Source organism: Nanhaiella sioensis, from assembly GCF_046557775.1.
In the GTDB taxonomy this organism is placed as follows: Bacteria; Bacillota; Bacilli; order Bacillales; family SM2101; genus Nanhaiella; species Nanhaiella sioensis.
On sequence record NZ_JBKAEG010000001.1, the window covers coordinates 828,029 to 848,642 of the forward strand.

Consider the following 20,614-nt stretch of genomic DNA (forward strand, 5'->3'; position numbering starts at 1 on the left):
TAGTTGAAATATGGTTGAGCGTAAGCATCCTGCAATCGTTCTTGATTTAAGTGCAAATGGAATTGGTATTGTAAGAAGTTTAGGTAGAAAAGGAGTGGATGTATACGCCTTTGATACAGGAAAAAAATACAAAATCGGCAAAACATGTTATGCAACATGTAAGAGTTGTCCTGACCCTATTAAAGATGAAGAAGGCTTGCTTACCTTCCTATTAAATTTAGGTAAGACATTTTGTTGTAAAGCTGTGCTATATGCTGGTTCAGATGATTTTCTCTATTTTATGTCAAAGCATAGAGAAATATTGTCTATGTATTATTTATTTTTATTACCTGAGCACTCAACTATTCATGCATTAATCGATAAACGTTTAACGTATGAACTAGCTACAAAGTATAATATTCCATGCCCGACAACTTTTTTTTTAGATCAGGAAGAGGAATTGGAAGATATTCTTAACAAATTAACATTTCCGTGTATTATAAAGCCTGTTTATGGACATAAGTTTCGTCAACATATTAATAAAAAAATTATTATGGTTCATAGTGCAGAAGAATTAAAAACTGTTTTTCCTTACTATCGGCAATTTGGTGAGTTAATGCTACAAGAATTTATTCCCGGTGATGACAGCACTTTTTACAAACTGGCGACTTTTCTTGATGAAGATATGAATGTAAAGGCTCTTTTCACACTACAAAAAATTCATCAATTCCCGCCAAATATGGGTACAGGTGCCCTCATTATTAGCAAAAGAGATGAAGAAATTATTGATGTTGGCTTACCATTTCTAAAAGAATTGGAGTGTAGGGGAGTAGCCATGGCCGAATTTAAAAAAGATCCCCGTGATGGTGAACTTAAGTTTATTGAGATCAATTCTAGATTATGGCTTTCTCATAGTTTAACAGAGGCTTGTGGTATAGATTTTGCTTATTTATACTACCTATACTTAACAGGTCAAGACCCTGAACCGCGATTGTATCAAATAGAAGACATTAAATGGATTTATCTTGTACGGTATTACCTTGCCTACCTCCAAAAAAGGGAATATGGTGAAATGACTTTTAATGACTTCAAGAAGGGACTATCTGGAAACAAACAATATGCACTATTCGCATGGGATGACCCGATGCCATTTTTGCGCAGTACATTTTCTCATCTTTATAATTCATGGAAAACTAAAAAACAGGAAGAAAACACATAATGGATATCGCCTACATTAAAAAGGTTTTTCAAAACACCGATTTTCATCATCAAATAAAACATAAGTTTGGCAAATTTAAGTCATTTGTTCCTGATTCAATTCAGCAATTAAGAGCATCTGCGAAAAGTATGATTTATAAATTAGACATCTCAACAGAATTAGGTATTCAACCAATTATTTTTAAACGTTATATAGGGTCAAAAAATAGAAATACTGTAGAAATAAATTTATATGAAAAAGCTCTCCCCTTTCTAAAAGAGTTCATGCCAACAATATACGCAACTAAGTCAAATATATTTGATAACGAAACATGGATGTTAATAGAATATATTGAGCCTTTGCGTGGACGAATACCTCCTCCAAATCATTTTGACTATATCATACCAACAATTGCAAAATTACATGCCCACTCATATGAGCAAAATTTCTACGATAATATCGATTTGTTTAACCCCTGGTTTCCAACATTTCATTCGAAGAAAATGAAAACACGAAGACAAGCTAAAATACAAAAAACAAAATTGTATCTTATTGATGCGTTACACCATAAGCGCTTAAAGAAAATGATAGAACCTACGCACAGCATAATACAACAAATATTAAGTGAAAGCTCTTTATCATTTTCTGAACTAGTAAAGAATGGACAATGCATCGTACACGGTGACCTTCATTTACAAAATATATGCTGCAATCATTTTCATCAAAATACTAACAACCATATTCAAATGATTGATTGGGAATCGTCTAGATTTGCATCAGGTTGGTTTGATATCAATTTACTAGTTGAAAGATATCTTGGGTTACGTAATTCCGAGAAAAACAATGATGATAGCATTCGAAACCATTGTGTTCAATTATATACTAAGGAAATGAACAAAAGAGGAATCTCCTTTCAAGGTGACCCTATGATATTATATAAAATGTCTTATTTACAGTACGTCCTTGAAACTGGCTTACTAGTACAATTACAAAAAGAGTTTGATGGTAACAAAGGTGTATTGCTTACCTATTATCTAGACAAAGTTTTGATTTGGGGTAAAGAACTCAATTTTTATAGCTAATGCTTTTCTAGATGTTCAAACAAAACGTTCGTTAAAAAGGCACTATTCAAAAATTATAGATTGTACGAAATTGCTATCTTGTTAACGAAGAAAAGCTACAGTTAACGCTAGTTATGAAAAGAGGCCGAGCTTTAACATAGCTACATACAAAAAGGTGTATCCCACTCAAAGATATAGAGGAAGGCTACACCTACTTCAGCTTGTTATATTAAGTATTCACTGATTTTGACCGCAATGCTTTCGGTATATACACACAGAATGGTTCACTTTCTAAAAAATTTCCAGTCACTGCATACGACCTTGCACGTGAGCCACCACAAACAAAGCGGAATTCACATACACCACATTTCCCTTTAAATTTGTCTGGATTTCGCAAATCTTTGAAGATAGGAGAATTTCTATAAATATCCGCTAATGTCTTCTCTCTAATATTTCCAGCTTTGACAGGCAGTAATCCACTAGGAAATACATCACCAATATGAGATATAAAAACAAAACCATTGCCGTCATTGACACCTTTTGGTGCTCGACCTAAACCATCAATTTGACCCGTTTTTCCTTCGTTTAAGGCATCTGCATAACGGATAGCTCGATCTGTATCTTTTGCTTCTTTCATTTTCTGTTGAATAACGACACGACGATAATGTTGTGCTGCTGTTGTTTTAATATCAAACGGTACCTTTTTACTTAATTCATATAGCCAGTGAAAAATCTGTTCGTGTTGTACTGGGGATACCATATCTGACTCTTTCCCCCTTCCGGTAGGAACGAGAAAAAATACACTCCACAGGACGCATTTTAACTCTTCTACAACCTTAGCCATCTCTTCTAGCACATCAACATTGTAGCGAGAAATCACTGTATTAATTTGCACTGGAATTTCTAACTCGTGTAAATATTTTATGGCATTCATTGTTAAATCAAATGATCCTTTCGTTCCACGAAAATGATCATGTACTTCAGCAGTTGGACCGTCTAAACTAAAAGCCCACCGTGCTAAACCAACCTCTTTTGCCTTCTCAATCGCTTGTTTAGTTACATTGGGAGTGGCACTAGGTGTCATGGATACCCTTACACCTTTTTTTATCGCATAATCTGCAATATCATATACATCTTCCCTCATCAAAGGGTCTCCACCTGTAAACACCAACATTGGATTATCCATTTCATAAATCTGATCTATTAATTGTTTACCTTCCTCAAAGGATAATTCTCTAGGGTCCCGTCTAGTTTGAGCTTTTGCTCGACAATGCAAGCAGTGTAATTGACAAGCACGCGTTAATTCCCAAATGACTATAAATGGATTTTTATTAAAATCTCGATCAAACATAAGGACTACCTCCTCAACATTCATGTAAATATTGTAATTATTTTGATTTGAGTATGTATGTGATATGCATCACATATTCTTGTGGACAAATTGTGAATGGTAACTATTGAAAAAATTATTAACAAGTGAACTGAATCACACCAAACATAATTGAAAATTATTATCATTAAATCAAAGGATATGACGAGGAGGAATAAAAAATGAACGATATAGAAGCAAAGAACATCGTTGAGTTAGATGTGAGAGAAGATATAAATAAAAAGCTTCAGCCATTTCAAAAAATAACAAATACTGTTTCTTCATTGAAAGATGATGACATTTTTATATTACACGCACCTATTAAACCTACACCGCTACTTACAATTATGAAAACAAAAGGTTTTACTTATACCGTTGAGAAGATAGCAGCAAAGCATTGGAAAGTGACCTTCGTGCGAGGTGAGAAAAATGATTCTTGATAATCGAGGTTTAGAGCCTCCCCAACCAATGATGAGAACACTTGCAGCATTGGAAAAACTTCAAGATAACGAAGTTCTTTCAATTATTAATGATAGACGACCTATGTTCTTATATGAGCAATTGGATGAACTCAAGTATACGCACCATACTAAACAGCTAGACGATGGTACTTATCAAATTGATATTAGAAGATGAAAACGGGTGATACTTTATGTTTCCAAAGCAAGCTACGACTGAAACGAATATAAAGCTTCCATTTTTATTTATTTTTTTTAGTTTATTAGCCTTTCTAGCAAGTCAATTTATTCTGGTTTTTCAAGGTGAGAATATCGTAAAAGGTTTATATAGAATACCTGAAATATGGAGTAGTGCACATTTGCTTATTCTCGGATGGGCAGTGATGGTGGCTATGGGGGCAATGTACCAACTTGTTCCTGTTGTCTTCCTTACTCCTATTTGGAGTGAACGCTTAGGCTTTCTTCAATTTTTCTTAAGTGCTATAGGAGTTTCTAGCCTGGCTTTATCATTTGTATTTGCACCTAAAACAATTCTATACAGTGGAAGTATTGCTTTATTTTCAATATTATTATTTATCATTCAAATGTTGATGACTATGAAAAAACAAGAAAAATTCAATATACTTACATTGTTTGTTGGCAGTGCACTCATTTGCTTATTGCTTACATTGGCTTTAGGGATATTGTTAGCATATAATTTGCAGTTCGGAACAGTATTATTTCAACATATCCCACTGTTAAAAACACATATTTTATTTGGAATCACAGGCTGGTTTACTTTATTGATTTTTGGTTTTTCTTATAAAATGGTGCCGATGTTTGCTCTTGCACACGGATTTTCAATGAAATTAGCCGCTTGGGTATATAGTGCTTATGTATGCGGATTATTTTTAACAGCATTATCTTTTTTACTAGATATTTCAACTTTATTACCAATAGGTGTCAGTGGATTATTCATTGGCTTTAGTTTATTTACGGGGCATATATATACCATTCTTACAAAAAGAATTAAGAAGAAGCTTGATAAACCTTTTATGTTTTCATTATTAGCTATTATAAATGGGTTTTTCATTCATTTTTTTGCAATGATTATCTCTTTTTTCCCTAGTCTCCATCATTGGTTTCCAATACTTATATTACTCTATATTATCGCTTGGATTGTGTTAAGTATTATGGGATACCTATACAAAATAGTTCCGTTTTTATGGTGGACGCATCGATATAGCAAAGAGATAGGTAAAGAATCTGTTCCTACGTTAAAAGATATGATTAATGAGAAAATGAGCATACCTACTTTTCTTGCTTTTCTAATAAGCATTGTTGGAATAGCTTTATCTATTATCGTAAAGAGTGTTCCGTTATATACGATCAGTCAATTAGTAATGTTATTAACTACTGCCACCTTTTGTTTTTCAATTGGCAACGTCATTCGGAAATAAGGAGGAGATCTTAATGAGCTTAACAGAAAAAGTGTACAGTCGTCTATATGAAGTAATTGATCCGGAGTTAAACATAAATATTGTTGACCTCGGTTTGATTTATGATGTTACTATATCCACAGCTAATGATGTGTCAATTATCATGACATTAACTACCCCTGGTTGCCCTTTACACGATAGCATTGTAAATGGTGTTAAGCATGTTATCGAGCAACTGGGAGAGGTTCATACAGTTAACGTGCAACTTGTATGGGAGCCAGCATGGACACCGCAACGCATGTCACAAAGAGCATTACAAACTTTACAAGGAATATAGTGACTGCATGTAAATAAACTCGAACTCGGTGAATCAGGTGGTAACTCTCCTCCACCTGATTGGTTGTTGAATCTTAATAGCAGGCTGTTTTCGCATTGATTGTTGCTTTTCGTCTATAACATGATGACTAACATTTAAAGCTACTTCTTATAGTACAAATTTGTTAAAAATAGCATCATATTGAAACTGTGATGCTAGCCATTTACCCTAACAACATTACTTTTGAAACAAGAAACAATTCCGCTCTTAGCCAAGGGCTTTTTTTCATGAATTGTTATTTTTTTCATAAGAAATAAACAAAGTTGCATCTTTCCTTCTATATATCGATGACTAATCAGTAGTAAAACAACAATTTTATCTTATAGATTAGGCGTAAAAAGTAACAAAGCTAAGTCATTTTTTCGGCTAGAATAGAAAAAAGCTTAACTTATGGCAGCATAAAGAGAGATGAAGTTATTTAATCTCCACCTCTCTTACAATAATATCTAAAATATTTATACATCAGATGTATTTTACTACATGATTATCCATGAACTCCTAAAGCAATTTTTGCATATCTTGACATGCGATCCTTACTCCAAGGTGGGCTCCAAACAATACTAACTTCTGTCTCTTTTACTTCTGGTATATCCGCTAAATTTCTCTTTACATCTTCAGAAATAGTTCCTGCTAATGGGCATCCCATAGAAGTGAGAGTCATTGTAACAGTCGCAGTCCCATTATCATCTATATCAACACCATACACTAAGCCTAAATTAACAATATCAATACCTAACTCTGGATCAAGCACATTTTCAAGTGCGCCCATTAAATTTTCTTCTAAAGCTTTATCCATGTTTTTCACCCTTTCGACCTACTTGAGAATCATTTTCATTATATCATATATGTACTAATTAGCAAAAAAATTACTTCTTTTCAGTACATTTTCTTATAGAAAATATGAACGATTTGTTACATTTATTGTCGCAAATACTAGCGATATGAGAATGAATTAACATCGTGAGATATTAATGAATCGTACTTGCTCTTATTATTTTTCATTTTATTACAAAATAGTGGACAAATTTTTTCCATTCAAGGTACACTTAAAACAATCGATGATTATTTTCTACTATGTAAATAGTATAATAAATGTTTTATTATGTAAGATAAATTATTTTTACAAAGGAGACATTATGAGCTTTCAACAACATTTAATTGCATTAGATTTAGACGGTACTTTATTAACTGATGATAAAAAGATTTCCTCATATACGAAAGAAATGATCATGAAGGCTCAAATGGCAGGTCATATTGTTGTTATTGCAACTGGAAGACCATATAGAGCTAGTGAAATTTATTATAATGAGCTTAATTTAAAAACACCCATTGTTAATTTTAATGGTGCCTTCGTTCATCATCCAATCGATCACAATTGGGGATTATATCATACCCCACTTCATTTAAATACAGCGAAGGATATCGTGGAAGCTAGTGAGCAATATGATATTAAGAATATTTTAGCTGAAGTGATGGATGATGTTTATTTTCATTATCATGATGAAAAGTATTTAAATATCTTTAACTTTGGCAACCCGAAAATTGAAACAGGTGACTTAAAGCAAATTTTAACTCACGACCCTACGAGTATTTTAATTCATGCAGAAGAGAGCCACGTACAAGAAATTCGTTCTTATTTATCAGATGTACATGCAGAAATGATTGATCATCGCAAATGGGGAGCACCATGGCACATTATAGAGATTGTAAAAGCTGGATTAAATAAAGCCGTTGGTTTGAAAAAAATTGCTGACTATTATCAAATTCCTCGCAGCCGCATAATAGCTTTTGGCGATGAAGACAATGATTTAGAAATGATTGATTATGCTGGATTTGGAATTGCTATGGGAAATGCAATTGATGAATTAAAGTCCCTTGCTAAAGATATTACCACTACAAACGAACAAGATGGAGTCGGTAAGGCTTTAGCTAATATATTAAAACTTGATAACTAAATGATAATGGTTATTTAATGTTCTAACTAACATTTAAAGCCCTATAACAAATGAAATTTTTTCATTTTTTGTTACCTAATGTACGATTAAATAAAGACTTACTCGAGCACCTTGTCTTTTACCAAATCACGTCTAATAATATTTTTTACAAATAACAACAAAGTTTATAATAAGAGCCTTAACCTAATCATTCATGTATATATAAACAATTGTTAGCCAAAATATAAATGATACTGACTCAATCAATCGAGTGTAGCTTAAGATTAACCAAGTAACATTTTCAATATACACCTAGAAATCGATTTTGTTGAGTTAGTTTCTTCAGGATGATTTAAGGGGGGCTACTGATGGGTAAACGTAATAAATCCAAACGCTTCGTTCAACAAGGTGTTGACGCTGTTGAAAAACATGATGAACGGATCCCTTATCACACGACATATGCAGAGGCAGAGGAAAGACAAAAAATTTCAAATGTTAAAGAATCATCAATTGGTGGGGCATAACGATGGGAAATCAATTATTTCAACAAGCTCGAGAAGCAGTTCAATTAGCTGAACAGGCTGCTCAATCTGAAGATGCCTTGTCAGCGGCAAAAAACGCACTGTCCTCAGCATATGCAAACTCAACGATTGCTGAAAAAAAGCAGTTAAGAGAGCTTCAAAATAGGTTAGACAATTTACAACATTAATTAATTGTTAAAATATTTATTCCGGTGTAAGGGTAGGAAATAAGCTAAAAAGTAGCTCTTGATTTCCTACCCTTTCTAATTGATTATTCTTTTCGAAATAAGCCAAAGATACCTGCTGTTTGAACAATATTAGTAAATGCATTCTCGTCGACCTTTTTGATGATTCTTTCTAAATCATACAATTCATACCTCGTGATTACGATAATCATCATTTCTTGACTTTCATTTGAAAAGCCACCCTTTGCAGGTACTGTCGTAATTCCCCTCACTAGCTTTGAGTGAATTGCCTCTTTTAGCTCATCTGCTTTTTTTGTAATGATCATCGCTGTTAGTTTTTCATGTCTAGTATGTATTGAATCAATCACTCTTGTCGCTACATATAAAGTCACTAACGTATATAGTGCGTATTCCCAACCATATAAAGAACCGGTTGTGATAATGATTACGGCATTTAATGAGAAGAAATATACACCAATAGGGCGATCATTGATTTTAGATAAAACTAGCGTGATGATATCAAGACCACCTGTGGAAGCGCCATATTTCAATGTGAAACCAATCCCTACTGCTTGAATGACTCCACCAAAAACTGCATTCAATAAAATATCTTCAGAAACATGAACGATAGGCAATATTTGAAGAAAGAATGACATCGATGCGACACTTAAAAAACTATACAGGGTAAACCTTTTCCCTACTTTTTTCCAACCTAGGATCGCAACTGGCACATTTAGTAAGAACAGAAAAATACCTGTTGATATTTGAAATGGTGTGAATTGTCCAGTAATGCTCGATAGTAACTGCGAAAGACCTGCAAAGCCTCCAGCATAAATATTGGCAGGAATTAAAAAGAAATTAAGTGCTAATGCATTTAATAATGCACCTAAGATGACTATTACAAACTTTTTTACTTCATGCATAATTACTATGATTCCCCTTTATAAGCTATATTTCTACTCCCAAAACTTGAATATTCTAACGGTTCATTTTATGAAGCTGTCCGTTTTATTTGTTGCTATTCTTAGTAAAATATAAACGATTAACTATATAAATATAGTAGCTACAAATTCTAAATAAAGTGCCTTATTTACTATTTTCACTGCTGTGATGTATTAAATTAAACATATTCTACCCAAACTTGCAATACTATAATTTCTTTTGTCATGATAAACTTATTGAGTAGGCTTAAATTTATTAATGTAGCAATTTATTTAAAGAGGTGCTTGGATGAATACAAATATTATTGCAGACAGCGGCAGTGACTTACCGCTTGATTTTTATCGGAATTCAAATGTAGATTTAGTTCCTTTATGTGTTAATGTTGATGGAACAGAATACGAAGATTTACTCTCTATCAAACCTAAGCAAGTATATGATGCGATGCGACAAGGAAAGATAGCAAAAACATCACAAGCCAAGCCTAGCGAGCTAAGAAAACTATTCTTAAACTTAGCAAAACAGCAGAAATCATCAATTTATATCGCTTTTTCTTCTGAGCTGTCCGGCACATATCAAACAGCAATGTTAATGAGAGAGCAAGTTTTAGAAGAATACCCAAACTTTGAACTTACAATTATTGATTCAAAATGTGCTTCTTTAGGATACGGATTAATTGTAGAAAAGGCTGTAGAGCTATCAAAAACACTAGCATATCAAGATCTCATCGAAGCTATCCAGTTCCACTGTAAGCATATGGAACACATATTTACAGTTGATAACTTAGAATATTTGGCTCGGGGAGGAAGAGTTAGTAGAACCTCTGCTTTTGTAGGAGGTTTACTAAACATTAAGCCTTTATTGCATGTTGAGGATGGTAAGCTAATTCCATTAGAAAAAATTAGAGGTAACAAAAAAGTGATCAAACGTATGATTGATCTTATGAGAGAACGAGGAGTTGATTTATCAACTCAAACGATCGGTATCAGTCACGGAGATAATGAAGAGGGAGCACTATTGTTACAAGAAAAAATTAAAGATGAGTTTGGCTGCGATCAATTTTTAATAAATACAATAGGCTGTGCGATTGGAGCACATGCTGGACCAGGGACACTAGCGTTATTTTTCTTGAATGATAAGTATAGTTAATAAGCTACATACATTCTCACTAACGCGGACAAGCTAATAAAGATTATAACTAAAGGCTCTTTTCCTTTCATTGTTGTTGCTATTGACTGTGACGAGAAAAAATTATCCAGTTATATCGCATACCAACAATCAATTTGAAATCAGCCGATTTAAAAGGAGTGTCTCTTTATGCCGCATACGAGTGATAATGAAAAAAAAGCAAAAGATAATAATGCACTGCACCACAAACAAAATTTACAAAAAGAACAAAATCGTAAACGTGGTGAACGCCAATATTCACAGGATACAGATCATAAATAAGCATTACAAACACTGCATTACATTTCCAAATTCCAAATAAAGAGTTATTACCCAACTCTCGGAGGCTGCCCTCTGAGGGTTTTCTGTTTAAGCTAAATTAATGATAAAATTATAAAGGCTAGTAGTTATTCATAATAATCTTCTATACAGCTAGAGGTTCGCAGTATCTTTGCTTGTCAAATTACTTAACTTGCTGTGCAAATTAAATAACAATAACATCCGTGTTTACAATATAAAAACAGCCATCACTCTATGAGTAAATGGCTGTTTTGTATGTTAGTATTTCGTTAATCAACCAGTTGCTTTACTACTTGCTGAACCAGCTTGATTCAATCTTTCAATTAATCCAGAACCAAATTCCGGAGAAACAGGATTATGTTGATCTGATAAAATACCTTCTCGTAACTCATAAGCTGTTGAACCGTGCTCAGCAAAATCTAAGCCACCGATCTCTTCTTCACGAGATACTCTAATTGATCCAAGACGAGTCATAATGAATAGTGCAACACCTAATGTGGCAACGGTCCATACGATTACTGCTGTAATCCCTAAGGCTTGAATACCAAGTAATTGAACTCCACCACCGTAAACTAATCCTGCTTGAGTATCGAAGAAGCCAACTGCTAATGTTCCCCAAATTCCAGCAACTCCATGAACTGCGATTGCACCTACTGGATCATCAAGCTTTAACTTACGATCAATAAATTGTACTGCTTCAACTAAGATGATACCTGACACTAGGCCGATAATGATTGCACCAACTAAAGAAACGTTTGCAGTACCAGCTGTAATCCCAACTAATCCAGCTAAAGCACCATTTAAAGTTAATGAAGCATCAATTCTTTTATAGCGTAAGTTTGTATAAAATGCAGATGCTAGAACACCGCACGATGCTGACAATAAGGTAGTTGTTACAACATGAGGGATTAATTCTGGATCAGCTGCTAAAGTACTTCCTCCGTTAAAACCAAACCAACCAAACCATAAAATGAATACACCTAGTGCCCCTAGTGGGATATTATGACCAGGAATGACATTTACTTTACCCTCAGAGTATTTGCCAATTCTTGCACCAAGAAAGAATACTGCAACTACTGCACCAAGTGCACCTGTTAAATGAACAACTGTTGATCCTGCAAAATCGACGAAACCTAATTCAGCTAACCATCCGCCATTCCAAATCCAATGTCCAACTACAGGATAAATAAAACCTGTCATTAAAATCGTAATTAATAAATAGCTAGATAGCTTAATTCTTTCTGCTACGGCTCCTGAAATAATCGTTGCACATGTAGCTGAGAAAACTGCCTGGAATAAGAAGAATCCAACGTCAGCTTCATGACCATTTAAGGCAAATCCACTTGTACCGATAAATCCACCAGCACTTGATCCGAACATAATTCCATATCCAACTAGAAAATAAAGCACTGATGCGATTGAAATCGTCAACATGTTCTTCATTAATATATTTAATGCATTTTTAGAACGTGTAAATCCACTTTCTACCATTGCAAAACCAGCATGCATAAAGAATACAAGCAACGCTGCAACCATGATCCACATCATATCCATCGATGATTGTAATGCAGTGGTGGTTGGACCCTCAGCGAAAGCAACAGACGACATGAATAAACTAATAATAAGTGTTAAAAGTGCTGTTCTTTTCATTCTTCTCAACTTAATCTCTCCCTTTCAATATTGGTTTTATCGAATTATAGTATTGCTTGCTTTCCAGTTTCACCTGTACGAATCCTAACAGCATCTTCGATAGGTATGATAAAAATTTTCCCATCTCCCACACTGTTCGTACGACATATCGATTGAATGATGTTAATGATTTCGTCTACCTTTTCGTTTTCAACGACCATTTCTACTTTAATTTTTGGTACTAATGTGATTTCAAATTTACTTCCCCTAAATACCCCTTTTTGACCTTTTTGCTTACCACATCCAGCAACCTCTGAAACAGTAAGCCCATTTACACCGATAGTTTCTAATTTATTGCGTAGATCCTGAAAGTGTTCAGGACGAAAAATCGCTTCAACTTTTTTCAATTTCATATCCCCCTCTAACCTACATGTTATATAAGTTAACGCCATCATGTTATATCATGTATCTTATTCTAAGTGAAGTTTCAGAAAAAAGCAACAACTTTTTTGCGTTTTATGTTAGAAAATATAACATGGATTAATTTTTACAAATAAAAGCACATTCTTCTGTGAAGCATATCGCTAAAATATTGACTACCTACTACTAGTGGAGATAATCTAGTAAAGGATATATTTTATATATGATCATTTAAAATAATAAAAGGAGTTTAATATTAATGAAAAAAAGGTTGCTCGCTTTCCTATTTATACCATTCATCCTTATACAAGGCGTATTAGTCCAAGCTGAAAATAATGAGGCTCCAACTTTGGAGGATGAAACGATCTATTATGTAATAGTGGAGAAATTCTTTAACGGTGATGTATCAAATGATCAAAAAGTTCCAAATGACGGTTACGGGGGTGACATAAAGGGCGTTATACAAAAACTCGATTATATTGAAGAAATGGGTTTTAGTACTATAATGTTATCATCCATTTTTAACGATGACTTTAGTAACGATAATGAAAATCTTACTATCAAAGAATACTTTGGAACGAAAGAGGATTTAATAGCGTTAGTAGACGAAGCTCATAAACGGAATATGAAGATAATTGTAGATGTTGAAACAACAATGGAAATGCCAAATAATATTGCGGAAGCTTACATATCTTTGCAAGAAGAAACAGATATTGATGGTTATCATATATTAAATATTGGCTTGTACCCTAGTGATTTCTGGAAGGAATTTATTAACGATATCAAATCAAGCAATCAAAATTTATTCTTGCTTGCAGATGAACTAACTATAGAATCTCAACTTGAACACACGTATAACGGTATAGGTTTTGACGCAATTGTAAGTCGTTCCTATTACGAAGAAGCTTCTAGCAAATTTGTAACAATTGATCAACCACTTGATACAATTAATAATGTATTTAACGAAACAAATAACAACCAGGAACAATCCGAAACGACAGTGAAAATGATCGATAGTCCTCAAACAGATAGATTTACAAGGAAAGCCACCGCACTGGATCAATATCCCGTTACAAGAATCAAACAAGCTTTGGTTCATTTGTATACAACACCTGGGGCGCCTGTTGTATTATATGGGTCTGAAATAGCATTAGATGGTGGTAATGGAATTCCTAATCAACTAATAATGAATTTTCGAACTGAGAAAGAATTATCTGATTATATAACTAAATTAAGTGAACTTAGAAGCACACTACCTTCATTAACCTATGGAGACTTTGAAATGTTATATGAGGAAGATGGCATGCTAGTCTTTAAGCGGACATATAAAGAAGAAACAGCGATTGCTGTCATCAACAATACCTCCGAAACAAAGACAGTACACTTAGATACAACTACGCTTGAAGATGAAAAAGAACTTAGAGGATTATTAGCTGGAGATTTAATTAGAAGTGATGAACAGGGATACAAGGTAACTATTGACCGGGAGGAAGCAGAAATTTATGTTCTTGCTGAGAAAACCGGTGTAAATTTACCATTTATGCTAATGGTCTTTGCTGTTCCAGCCTTGTTTTTACTATTTTTATTTGCAAATAAAAAGGTCCATAACAAATAAGAGGATATTCTAAGAATCAGAAATTAACATGAGTGATTTAGACAAGCGCCTCGACGCCCAATGAATGTATTAGAAGGGCTATTCTACGAGGCGCTTTGTTCTAAAAACCTGCTTATAGAGCCATTAAAATGGCTTTTTTACATTAACGGTAATTTATAAATTGTACATCAACTGTTAAATCAGCCTCTCGAATGGCTGTAATTACCTTTTGCAAATCATCTTTATTCTTCCCAGTAACCCTCACTTGATCATCTTGAATTTGGGTTTTAATTTTCAAACCTAGTTGTTTAATAATCGCGTTAATTTTTTTAGCATTTTCTTTATCTATTCCCTGAATAAGCTTAGCTCTTTGTCTAACAGTCCCACCTGAAGCACTTTCAACTTTACTATAGTCTAAATTTTTTATCGGAATACCTCTTTTAACCATTTTACTCACTAAAACATCCTTTAACTGATCTAGCTTGAAATCATCGTCAGACAGTAGCACAAGATCTTCTTTTTCAAGTGAGATGTTACTTTTACTCCCTTTAAAATCATAACGGTTTTGAATTTCTTTCATAGCTATATTTATTGCATTTGTTACTTCCGAAAAATCCACTTTAGACACAATATCGAACGAGCTTTCCTTCGCCATGATGACACCTCCAAAATATCTATTGAGTTTTGTCTCCATTATAGTAAAATTAAGCAATTGGGACAACTTATGACATAATGTATATTAGTGCATACAGATATCATATACCACTTACAAAAGCTAGAAACAGGTTATAATGTAAACTATATGATAATTTTTGTAGAAAGAAGGAAACAAAGATGAACAACGTAAAAGCAGGCAACATTGTTACTCTTGTTGTAGAGAGAGAATCAGATTTTGGATTTTTTTTATCAGATGGTGAGACAAGCATTCTTCTTCATAATAGCGAAATAACTTCTGACATTCAGTTACAACAAGAAGTAGAAGTATTTTTGTATTCTGATCACCAGGGACGTATAGCAGCAACTACAACATTACCAAGTATTACATCTGAATCATACGGATGGGTAAAAGTTGTAGAAGTAAAGCAAAACCTCGGAGCATTTATAGATATTGGTATTAAAAAGGATATTCTTGTTTCAGGTGACGATTTACCACTGTTGGAAAATATTTGGCCTGAAATCGGCGATCAATTGTATTGTTCATTAAAAACTGATAATCGTGGACGATTACTTGCTAAACTCGCTACGGAAGAAATCATTGAGGAAATAATGAACACTGCTCCAAAGGAAATTTCCAACAGAAATATTAAAGGAACTATTTATCGTTCCTTAAAAGTCGGCTCATTTTTACTTACAGATGAAGGGTACCGAGGCTTTATTCATCATTCAGAGCGAAAGTCAGAACCAAGGTTAGGTGAACATGTCGAAGGTAGAGTCATTGCAGTTAAGGATGATGGAACAATTAATGTATCATTATTATCTAGAAGCCACGAAAGCATGAATGATGATTCACTAGTTATTTATAAGTATATGGAAGACCGTGGAGGAGCAATGCCTTATTCAGATAAAAGTTCACCTGAAGATATAAAACAACGGTTTCACATGAGTAAAGGCGCATTTAAAAGAGCATTAGGTAAGTTAATGAAAGATGAAAAAGTGTATCAAGAGGATGGTTGGACTTATTTTAAAAAATAAAGGCTCCTTTCGTAAACTTTGTTGCTATTTTTATTAACAATGGACAATGTGATAAGTTTTATTAGAGCTTAATAATTGTAAAAGTAGAAAAGATGCCAGTTACACTAGATGGATACGTGCTTTTATATATTAGAACGTATAGCAACATCTAATGCGAAAACAGCCAAAATAAACCATCACCTTCTGTGGTATAACAAATAGCTCTTGCACCTATCCGACCATTAATATCAAAAGGATAGGTGCAAGACCCATATATTGATTTATTAGTATGATAAAGGTTTTATCGGTCAATATTGATGTTTCACGGATCTAACACTTTGCATGCGCGTCAAATTCTATGCTTTATCGATCTAACTTTGTTTACATGTTAAATTCTGTTTTTTTGGCTCTAATTTGGTGTTTTACGGGTCAATTTCGGTGTTTTATGGGTCTAATACGGCATTATACGGGTCTAATCAAGTGTTTTATTGGTCAATTCTGTATTTTAGTGGTCTAACACTTTGCATACGCATCAATTTCTATGCTTTATCGATCTAACTTTGTTTACATGTTAAATTCTGTTTTTTGGGTCAAGTTCGGTGTTTTACGGGTCAAATACTGTAATTTTCGGGTCAAATTCGGTGTTTTATGGGTCTAATACGGCATTATACGGGTCTAATCAAGTGTTTTATTGGTCAATTCTGTATTTTAGTGGTCTAACACTTTGCATACGCATCAATTTCTATGCTTTATCGATCTAACTTTGTTTACATGTTAAATTCTGTTTTTTGGGTCAAGTTCGGTGTTTTACGGGTCAAATACTGTAATTTTCGGGTCAATTTCGGTGTTTTATGGGTCTAATACGGCATTATACGGGTCTAATCAAGTGTTTTATTGGTCAATTCTGTATTTTAGTGGTCTAACACTTTGCATACGCATCAATTTCTATGCTTTATCGATCTAACTTTGTTTACATGTTAAATTCTGTTTTTTGGGTCAAGTTCGGTGTTTTACGGGTCTAATACTGTAATTTCTGGGTCAATTTCGGTATTTTATGGGTCTAATACGGCATTATACGGGTCTAATCAAGTGTTTTATCGGTCAATTCTGGGTTTTAGTGGTCTAACACTTTGCATACGCATCAAATTCTGGGTTTTACGGGTCTAATACTGTAAAATACGGCATTTTATCGGTCAATTCTGGGTTTTATCAGTCTAAAACTTTCTTTACGGGTCAATTTCGGTGTTTTACGGGTCAAATCCAGCACATTATGGGTCTAATACTATGATTTTCGGGTCAAATCCAGCACATTATGGGTCTAATACTATGATTTTCGGGTCAAATCCAGCACTTTATCGGTCTAATACTATGATTTTCGGGTCAAATCCACCATTTTATCGGTCAATTCTTGTTTTTATCCATCTATCACTTTATTTACGCATCAAACCTCTGTATTTTTTATTTATTGCCAGTTTAGCTACTCTTTTACTTGTATACCGTATTCGTTAAACCAAACGTGGATTTGAGCTAAATATGCGAGTAACTGTGGTCCAGTCATTAATTGTCCAAACCATGGAACTCGAAATGCTTTGCCTTCGGAGTCAACAATTTCTTTTAATTTATCTTTATTAAAAAACTCATAAAGCACAGATGATTTATCTTCTAATATATTTTCTAACCAATTTTTAACAAGTGAACTATATAGAGGGTGGTGCGTTTTAGGATAAGGACTCTTCTTCCTATAAAGCACTTTACTTGGTAAAATCCCTTCTAATGATCGCCGTAAGATGCCTTTCTCTCTATTGCCGTACATTTTCATTTCCCAAGGGATATTCCAAACGTATTCAACGAGCCTATGATCTGCAAATGGTACACGAACTTCAAGGCTAGCTCCCATACTCATGCGATCCTTACGATCTAATAATGTTGTCATAAACCATATCATGTTTAAATAAAACATCTGTCTTCGATTCGCTTCAAGTGGGTTTTCACCTTCAAGCATCGGTGTTTCTTTTACAGTTTGTTCATACTTTTCTTGAACGTAGTCTTTTAATTTTAGCTTTTTATTCCATGAATCTTGCAATAGCTCAATCCTTGCATCTAAGGAACGCATCCACGGAAATCCAGCATTTTGTAATATATCCGTGTTGTGAAACCAAGGGTAACCACCAAAAATTTCATCTGCACATTCTCCAGACAACCCAACAACAAATTGTTCTTTAATTTGTTTACAGAACCATAATAATGACGAATCGATGTCTGCCATTCCAGGTAAATCTCTTACATATACTGCTTCTGTTAAATAATTCACTAAATCCTGTTGAGAAATGACGCATCGATGATGTTGTGTTTTAAATTCAGTCGACATTTTCTCAATCCAAGGCACATCTGAATTCGGTTGGAAATCATTTGCTTGAAAGTATTTATCATTCTCTTCATAGTCTATTGAATACGTATGCAAGCTTCCTTTTCCCTCTTTTGCATACGCTAATGAAGCAAAAGCAGTGATTGCACTAGAATCTACCCCTCCAGATAAAAATGTGCATAATGGTACATCTGACACAAGCTGCCTTGTCACAGCATCTTTGAGGAGAAAGTGTACTTTTTCAGTCGTTTCATCTAATGAATCGGTATGTGGTTTACTTTTTACATTCCAATAACGCCACATTTTAATGCCTTGCTTCGAAAATACAAGCGCATGACCAGGTCGTAGCTCATTAATTTTATTAAATACACCATGACCGGGAGAACGCGACGGACCGAGACCAAAAATCTCTGCTAGCCCTTCGACTCCTAGCTCTGCTTTTACAGATGGATGTGCTAAAATGGCTTTTAATTCAGACCCAAATAATATACTAAACTCATCCATCCTATAAAATAAGGGCTTTACTCCTAAACGATCACGAGCAAGAAATACTTGTTCTTTCTTTGCATCCCATACAGCAAACGCATAGATACCATTTAAATAATCAACACATCGCTCCTCCCATTCAATATAAGCAGTTAGCAACACCTCAGTGTCAGAGTGCCCTTTAAATGTATAGCCACAAGAAGCTAACTGTTTTCTAATATCCTCAGTATTATATAGCTCTCCATTATAACAAATAGTATATGTGTTTGAATGATTGGAACGAGACATTGGTTGAATACCACCTTCAGGATCAACAACAACCAATCTTTTATGACCAAACCCCGCATGAAGTGATGTCCAAATATTCGTATCATCCGGACCTCTTTTTCTTAGTGTTTCTGTCATTTTTGATAGGGTGGTATGTTCGTTTCTTAAGTCTCTGTTATAGTCAATCCAACCTGTAATTCCACACATTTCTTACCAGCTCCTCTTCATTACTAACATGAACCATTCTTCGTATAAGCATGCTATCATTGTATGCAATTATCGTGAATTGGATGAATCGTCCTACATAAATAACAACATTATACATATTTTTATTCAACCCAATGATTCATAGTTTAAAGAGAACGAAAGTTGTCTAAACAAGATAAAGAAATACATGACTCAATTTTTTTCAAAGGCGTGTTTATAAACCATGTTTATTTTTTAAAATGACATTTTCACAAATAGACTTTCTATGATCTTCATCGTTTTATAGAAACTAAGATACCACGATAGCCTAGTTGTATACGTATTTATTCTCAATGCACAACCGCTTGTTGTATAGTCGCTCATCAAAAAATACAACTCCACCTGTATTGGTGGAGTCAAATTGAATAAAAAGTATGGTTAACACATAGTTGGAGGATTTTCTGCATGAATATACAGCATAGACTGCAATTAATAAAAGAACAACAAAGAGCATTTATAAATGGATCAATTGAATATATTGGTGATGAATGGATTTTTTTTGATGATGAAGATGATGTTGCTTCAAATTTTGAAGATATTGTTCAAGACGAGTTCGAAATATGGTTGATGGACCGTTGGCTTAAAGGAAGCATCATTGAGTCTGGAGTTGTTGAACTCTCCAAATTCACATATTTCTTACAACATGGAGATAAAGTAAGGATAAACAAGAAGCTGCTGCTTAACTACTCAGAACTATTGCAATCGCTCAATGAAGAAAGCTTTATTAGATTTATCCATTGCTTAAACCAATTGTCTTTTTCTATGTATGATTGTATTTATTCTCATAATGTATTAAGTTTTTTTGAGATGAATAATTCAAATGCTGAAGGTGTAAACTTCCTCATCTTCGATAATTTAGAGACAATATGTAACGTGCAGCATCATTTCTTTAGAGGGTCTCATTCAACTGATCGTTTTGAATATACAACTAGTAGTGGGAAACGTTTACTTTCACAGCATATTTAAAAAATGAAAAAAGCATCTATTATAAATACAGATGCTTTTTGTTAATTACATGTCTTACATATTAT

At 34.0% G+C, this 20,614-nt stretch carries 21 protein-coding genes; 14 read left to right on the forward strand and 7 right to left on the reverse strand.

Annotated features, from left to right (window positions below; all coding sequences use genetic code 11):
* Nucleotides 1–10: 10 nt before the first annotated feature.
* Complete coding sequence (locus V1503_RS03895) at nt 11–1,198, forward strand: carboxylate--amine ligase (protein WP_410624984.1); 1,188 nt, start codon at nt 11–13, stop codon at nt 1,196–1,198.
* Nucleotides 1,198–2,259, forward strand: coding sequence for an oxidoreductase family protein (locus V1503_RS03900; protein ID WP_410624986.1), 1,062 nt, complete (start codon nt 1,198–1,200; stop codon nt 2,257–2,259). Before V1503_RS03895 ends, V1503_RS03900 begins: the two co-directional genes overlap by 1 nt.
* Before the next feature lie 208 nt (nt 2,260–2,467).
* Here V1503_RS03900 and V1503_RS03905 read toward each other — a convergent pair whose 3' ends face one another.
* The gene (locus V1503_RS03905; protein WP_214482523.1) at nt 2,468–3,589 is read right to left on the reverse strand and encodes a TIGR04053 family radical SAM/SPASM domain-containing protein; all 1,122 of its coding nucleotides are present in this window, start codon (nt 3,587–3,589) and stop codon (nt 2,468–2,470) included.
* Between the two features lie 200 nt (nt 3,590–3,789).
* Between V1503_RS03905 and V1503_RS03910 the strand changes: the two genes are divergently transcribed.
* From V1503_RS03910 to V1503_RS03925, 4 genes are read left to right on the forward strand one after another with little or no spacing between them, the layout of a single operon-like run.
* On the forward strand, nt 3,790–4,047 hold the full coding sequence (locus tag V1503_RS03910) for a DUF2249 domain-containing protein (protein WP_410624988.1): 258 nt from the start codon (nt 3,790–3,792) through the stop codon (nt 4,045–4,047).
* The gene (locus tag V1503_RS03915) at nt 4,037–4,243 is read left to right on the forward strand and encodes a DUF2249 domain-containing protein (protein ID WP_214482519.1); all 207 of its coding nucleotides are present in this window, start codon (nt 4,037–4,039) and stop codon (nt 4,241–4,243) included. The genes V1503_RS03910 and V1503_RS03915 overlap by 11 nt, the downstream gene beginning before the upstream one ends.
* A 16-nt stretch (nt 4,244–4,259) precedes the next feature.
* The gene (locus V1503_RS03920; protein WP_410624991.1) at nt 4,260–5,504 is read left to right on the forward strand and encodes a hypothetical protein; all 1,245 of its coding nucleotides are present in this window, start codon (nt 4,260–4,262) and stop codon (nt 5,502–5,504) included.
* Nucleotides 5,505–5,517: 13 nt separating this feature from the next.
* Nucleotides 5,518–5,820 carry a metal-sulfur cluster assembly factor gene (locus V1503_RS03925; protein WP_214482514.1) on the forward strand — a complete coding sequence of 101 codons (303 nt, stop codon included), beginning with the start codon at nt 5,518–5,520 and terminating at the stop codon, nt 5,818–5,820.
* A gap of 523 nt (nt 5,821–6,343) precedes the next feature.
* Here the strand turns inward: V1503_RS03925 and V1503_RS03930 are convergent.
* The gene (locus tag V1503_RS03930; RefSeq protein WP_410624993.1) at nt 6,344–6,655 is read right to left on the reverse strand and encodes a metal-sulfur cluster assembly factor; all 312 of its coding nucleotides are present in this window, start codon (nt 6,653–6,655) and stop codon (nt 6,344–6,346) included.
* A 340-nt stretch (nt 6,656–6,995) separates the two neighbouring features.
* Here V1503_RS03930 and V1503_RS03935 point away from each other — a divergent pair, with 340 nt between their 5' ends.
* From V1503_RS03935 to V1503_RS03945, 3 genes are all read left to right on the forward strand, one after another.
* The gene (locus V1503_RS03935; protein ID WP_214482511.1) at nt 6,996–7,814 is read left to right on the forward strand and encodes a Cof-type HAD-IIB family hydrolase; all 819 of its coding nucleotides are present in this window, start codon (nt 6,996–6,998) and stop codon (nt 7,812–7,814) included.
* A 347-nt stretch (nt 7,815–8,161) separates the two neighbouring features.
* Nucleotides 8,162–8,317, forward strand: coding sequence for a hypothetical protein (locus V1503_RS03940; protein ID WP_214482509.1), 156 nt, complete (start codon nt 8,162–8,164; stop codon nt 8,315–8,317).
* Nucleotides 8,318–8,319: 2 nt separating this feature from the next.
* Nucleotides 8,320–8,502: a DUF3813 domain-containing protein gene (locus V1503_RS03945; RefSeq protein ID WP_214482507.1), complete on the forward strand. Its 183-nt coding sequence runs from the start codon at nt 8,320–8,322 to the stop codon at nt 8,500–8,502.
* An 83-nt stretch (nt 8,503–8,585) separates the two neighbouring features.
* Here the strand turns inward: V1503_RS03945 and V1503_RS03950 are convergent, their stop codons facing one another.
* The gene (locus V1503_RS03950; RefSeq protein ID WP_214482505.1) at nt 8,586–9,422 is read right to left on the reverse strand and encodes a YitT family protein; all 837 of its coding nucleotides are present in this window, start codon (nt 9,420–9,422) and stop codon (nt 8,586–8,588) included.
* A gap of 307 nt (nt 9,423–9,729) precedes the next feature.
* On the opposite strand from V1503_RS03950, the gene V1503_RS03955 reads away from it, so the two are divergent.
* On the forward strand, nt 9,730–10,587 hold the full coding sequence (locus V1503_RS03955) for a DegV family protein (protein ID WP_410624997.1): 858 nt from the start codon (nt 9,730–9,732) through the stop codon (nt 10,585–10,587).
* 168 nt (nt 10,588–10,755) lie between these two features.
* Nucleotides 10,756–10,887 (forward strand): DUF3941 domain-containing protein, encoded by a 132-nt coding sequence (locus V1503_RS03960; RefSeq protein ID WP_410624999.1) that lies wholly within the window; start codon nt 10,756–10,758, stop codon nt 10,885–10,887.
* 291 nt (nt 10,888–11,178) lie between these two features.
* On the opposite strand, the gene V1503_RS03965 is transcribed toward V1503_RS03960, so the two are convergent.
* Together V1503_RS03965 and V1503_RS03970 are read right to left on the reverse strand one after the other, a co-directional pair.
* The gene (locus V1503_RS03965; RefSeq protein ID WP_214482624.1) at nt 11,179–12,555 is read right to left on the reverse strand and encodes an ammonium transporter; all 1,377 of its coding nucleotides are present in this window, start codon (nt 12,553–12,555) and stop codon (nt 11,179–11,181) included.
* Nucleotides 12,556–12,599: 44 nt separating this feature from the next.
* Nucleotides 12,600–12,941, reverse strand: a complete 342-nt coding sequence (locus V1503_RS03970) for a P-II family nitrogen regulator (protein ID WP_214482501.1) — start codon at nt 12,939–12,941, stop codon at nt 12,600–12,602.
* A 272-nt stretch (nt 12,942–13,213) separates the two neighbouring features.
* Between V1503_RS03970 and V1503_RS03975 the strand changes: the two genes are divergently transcribed.
* On the forward strand, nt 13,214–14,569 hold the full coding sequence (locus V1503_RS03975) for an alpha-amylase family glycosyl hydrolase (protein WP_410625001.1): 1,356 nt from the start codon (nt 13,214–13,216) through the stop codon (nt 14,567–14,569).
* Between the two features lie 142 nt (nt 14,570–14,711).
* Here V1503_RS03975 and V1503_RS03980 read toward each other — a convergent pair whose 3' ends face one another.
* Entirely contained in the window at nt 14,712–15,203 is a 492-nt protein-coding gene (locus tag V1503_RS03980; protein WP_214482499.1) for a YajQ family cyclic di-GMP-binding protein, read from the reverse strand.
* Nucleotides 15,204–15,382: 179 nt separating this feature from the next.
* Between V1503_RS03980 and V1503_RS03985 the strand changes: the two genes are divergently transcribed.
* Nucleotides 15,383–16,240 carry a CvfB family protein gene (locus tag V1503_RS03985; protein WP_410625004.1) on the forward strand — a complete coding sequence of 286 codons (858 nt, stop codon included), beginning with the start codon at nt 15,383–15,385 and terminating at the stop codon, nt 16,238–16,240.
* A gap of 1,456 nt (nt 16,241–17,696) precedes the next feature.
* On the opposite strand, the gene asnB is transcribed toward V1503_RS03985, so the two are convergent.
* Entirely contained in the window at nt 17,697–19,544 is a 1,848-nt protein-coding gene (gene asnB / locus V1503_RS03990) for an asparagine synthase (glutamine-hydrolyzing) (protein ID WP_410625006.1), read from the reverse strand.
* Nucleotides 19,545–19,988: 444 nt separating this feature from the next.
* On the opposite strand from asnB, the gene V1503_RS03995 reads away from it, so the two are divergent.
* On the forward strand, nt 19,989–20,549 hold the full coding sequence (locus V1503_RS03995) for a DUF2777 family protein (RefSeq protein ID WP_410625008.1): 561 nt from the start codon (nt 19,989–19,991) through the stop codon (nt 20,547–20,549).
* The last annotated feature ends 65 nt before the right edge of the window (nt 20,550–20,614 follow it).

Bases quoted from the DNA above. Each gene is read 5' to 3' on its own strand.
- V1503_RS03895 (WP_410624984.1), top strand. From the start codon at position 11: ATGGTTGAGCGTAAGCATCCTGCAATCGTTCTTGATTTAAGTGCAAAT.
- V1503_RS03900 (WP_410624986.1), top strand. From the start codon at position 1,198: ATGGATATCGCCTACATTAAAAAGGTTTTTCAAAACACCGATTTTCAT.
- V1503_RS03905 (WP_214482523.1), bottom strand. From the start codon at position 3,589: ATGTTTGATCGAGATTTTAATAAAAATCCATTTATAGTCATTTGGGAA.
- V1503_RS03910 (WP_410624988.1), top strand. From the start codon at position 3,790: ATGAACGATATAGAAGCAAAGAACATCGTTGAGTTAGATGTGAGAGAA.
- V1503_RS03915 (WP_214482519.1), top strand. From the start codon at position 4,037: ATGATTCTTGATAATCGAGGTTTAGAGCCTCCCCAACCAATGATGAGA.
- V1503_RS03920 (WP_410624991.1), top strand. From the start codon at position 4,260: ATGTTTCCAAAGCAAGCTACGACTGAAACGAATATAAAGCTTCCATTT.
- V1503_RS03925 (WP_214482514.1), top strand. From the start codon at position 5,518: ATGAGCTTAACAGAAAAAGTGTACAGTCGTCTATATGAAGTAATTGAT.
- V1503_RS03930 (WP_410624993.1), bottom strand. From the start codon at position 6,655: ATGGATAAAGCTTTAGAAGAAAATTTAATGGGCGCACTTGAAAATGTG.
- V1503_RS03935 (WP_214482511.1), top strand. From the start codon at position 6,996: ATGAGCTTTCAACAACATTTAATTGCATTAGATTTAGACGGTACTTTA.
- V1503_RS03940 (WP_214482509.1), top strand. From the start codon at position 8,162: ATGGGTAAACGTAATAAATCCAAACGCTTCGTTCAACAAGGTGTTGAC.
- V1503_RS03945 (WP_214482507.1), top strand. From the start codon at position 8,320: ATGGGAAATCAATTATTTCAACAAGCTCGAGAAGCAGTTCAATTAGCT.
- V1503_RS03950 (WP_214482505.1), bottom strand. From the start codon at position 9,422: ATGCATGAAGTAAAAAAGTTTGTAATAGTCATCTTAGGTGCATTATTA.
- V1503_RS03955 (WP_410624997.1), top strand. From the start codon at position 9,730: ATGAATACAAATATTATTGCAGACAGCGGCAGTGACTTACCGCTTGAT.
- V1503_RS03960 (WP_410624999.1), top strand. From the start codon at position 10,756: ATGCCGCATACGAGTGATAATGAAAAAAAAGCAAAAGATAATAATGCA.
- V1503_RS03965 (WP_214482624.1), bottom strand. From the start codon at position 12,555: ATGAAAAGAACAGCACTTTTAACACTTATTATTAGTTTATTCATGTCG.
- V1503_RS03975 (WP_410625001.1), top strand. From the start codon at position 13,214: ATGAAAAAAAGGTTGCTCGCTTTCCTATTTATACCATTCATCCTTATA.
- V1503_RS03980 (WP_214482499.1), bottom strand. From the start codon at position 15,203: ATGGCGAAGGAAAGCTCGTTCGATATTGTGTCTAAAGTGGATTTTTCG.
- V1503_RS03985 (WP_410625004.1), top strand. From the start codon at position 15,383: ATGAACAACGTAAAAGCAGGCAACATTGTTACTCTTGTTGTAGAGAGA.
- asnB (WP_410625006.1), bottom strand. From the start codon at position 19,544: ATGTGTGGAATTACAGGTTGGATTGACTATAACAGAGACTTAAGAAAC.
- V1503_RS03995 (WP_410625008.1), top strand. From the start codon at position 19,989: ATGAATATACAGCATAGACTGCAATTAATAAAAGAACAACAAAGAGCA.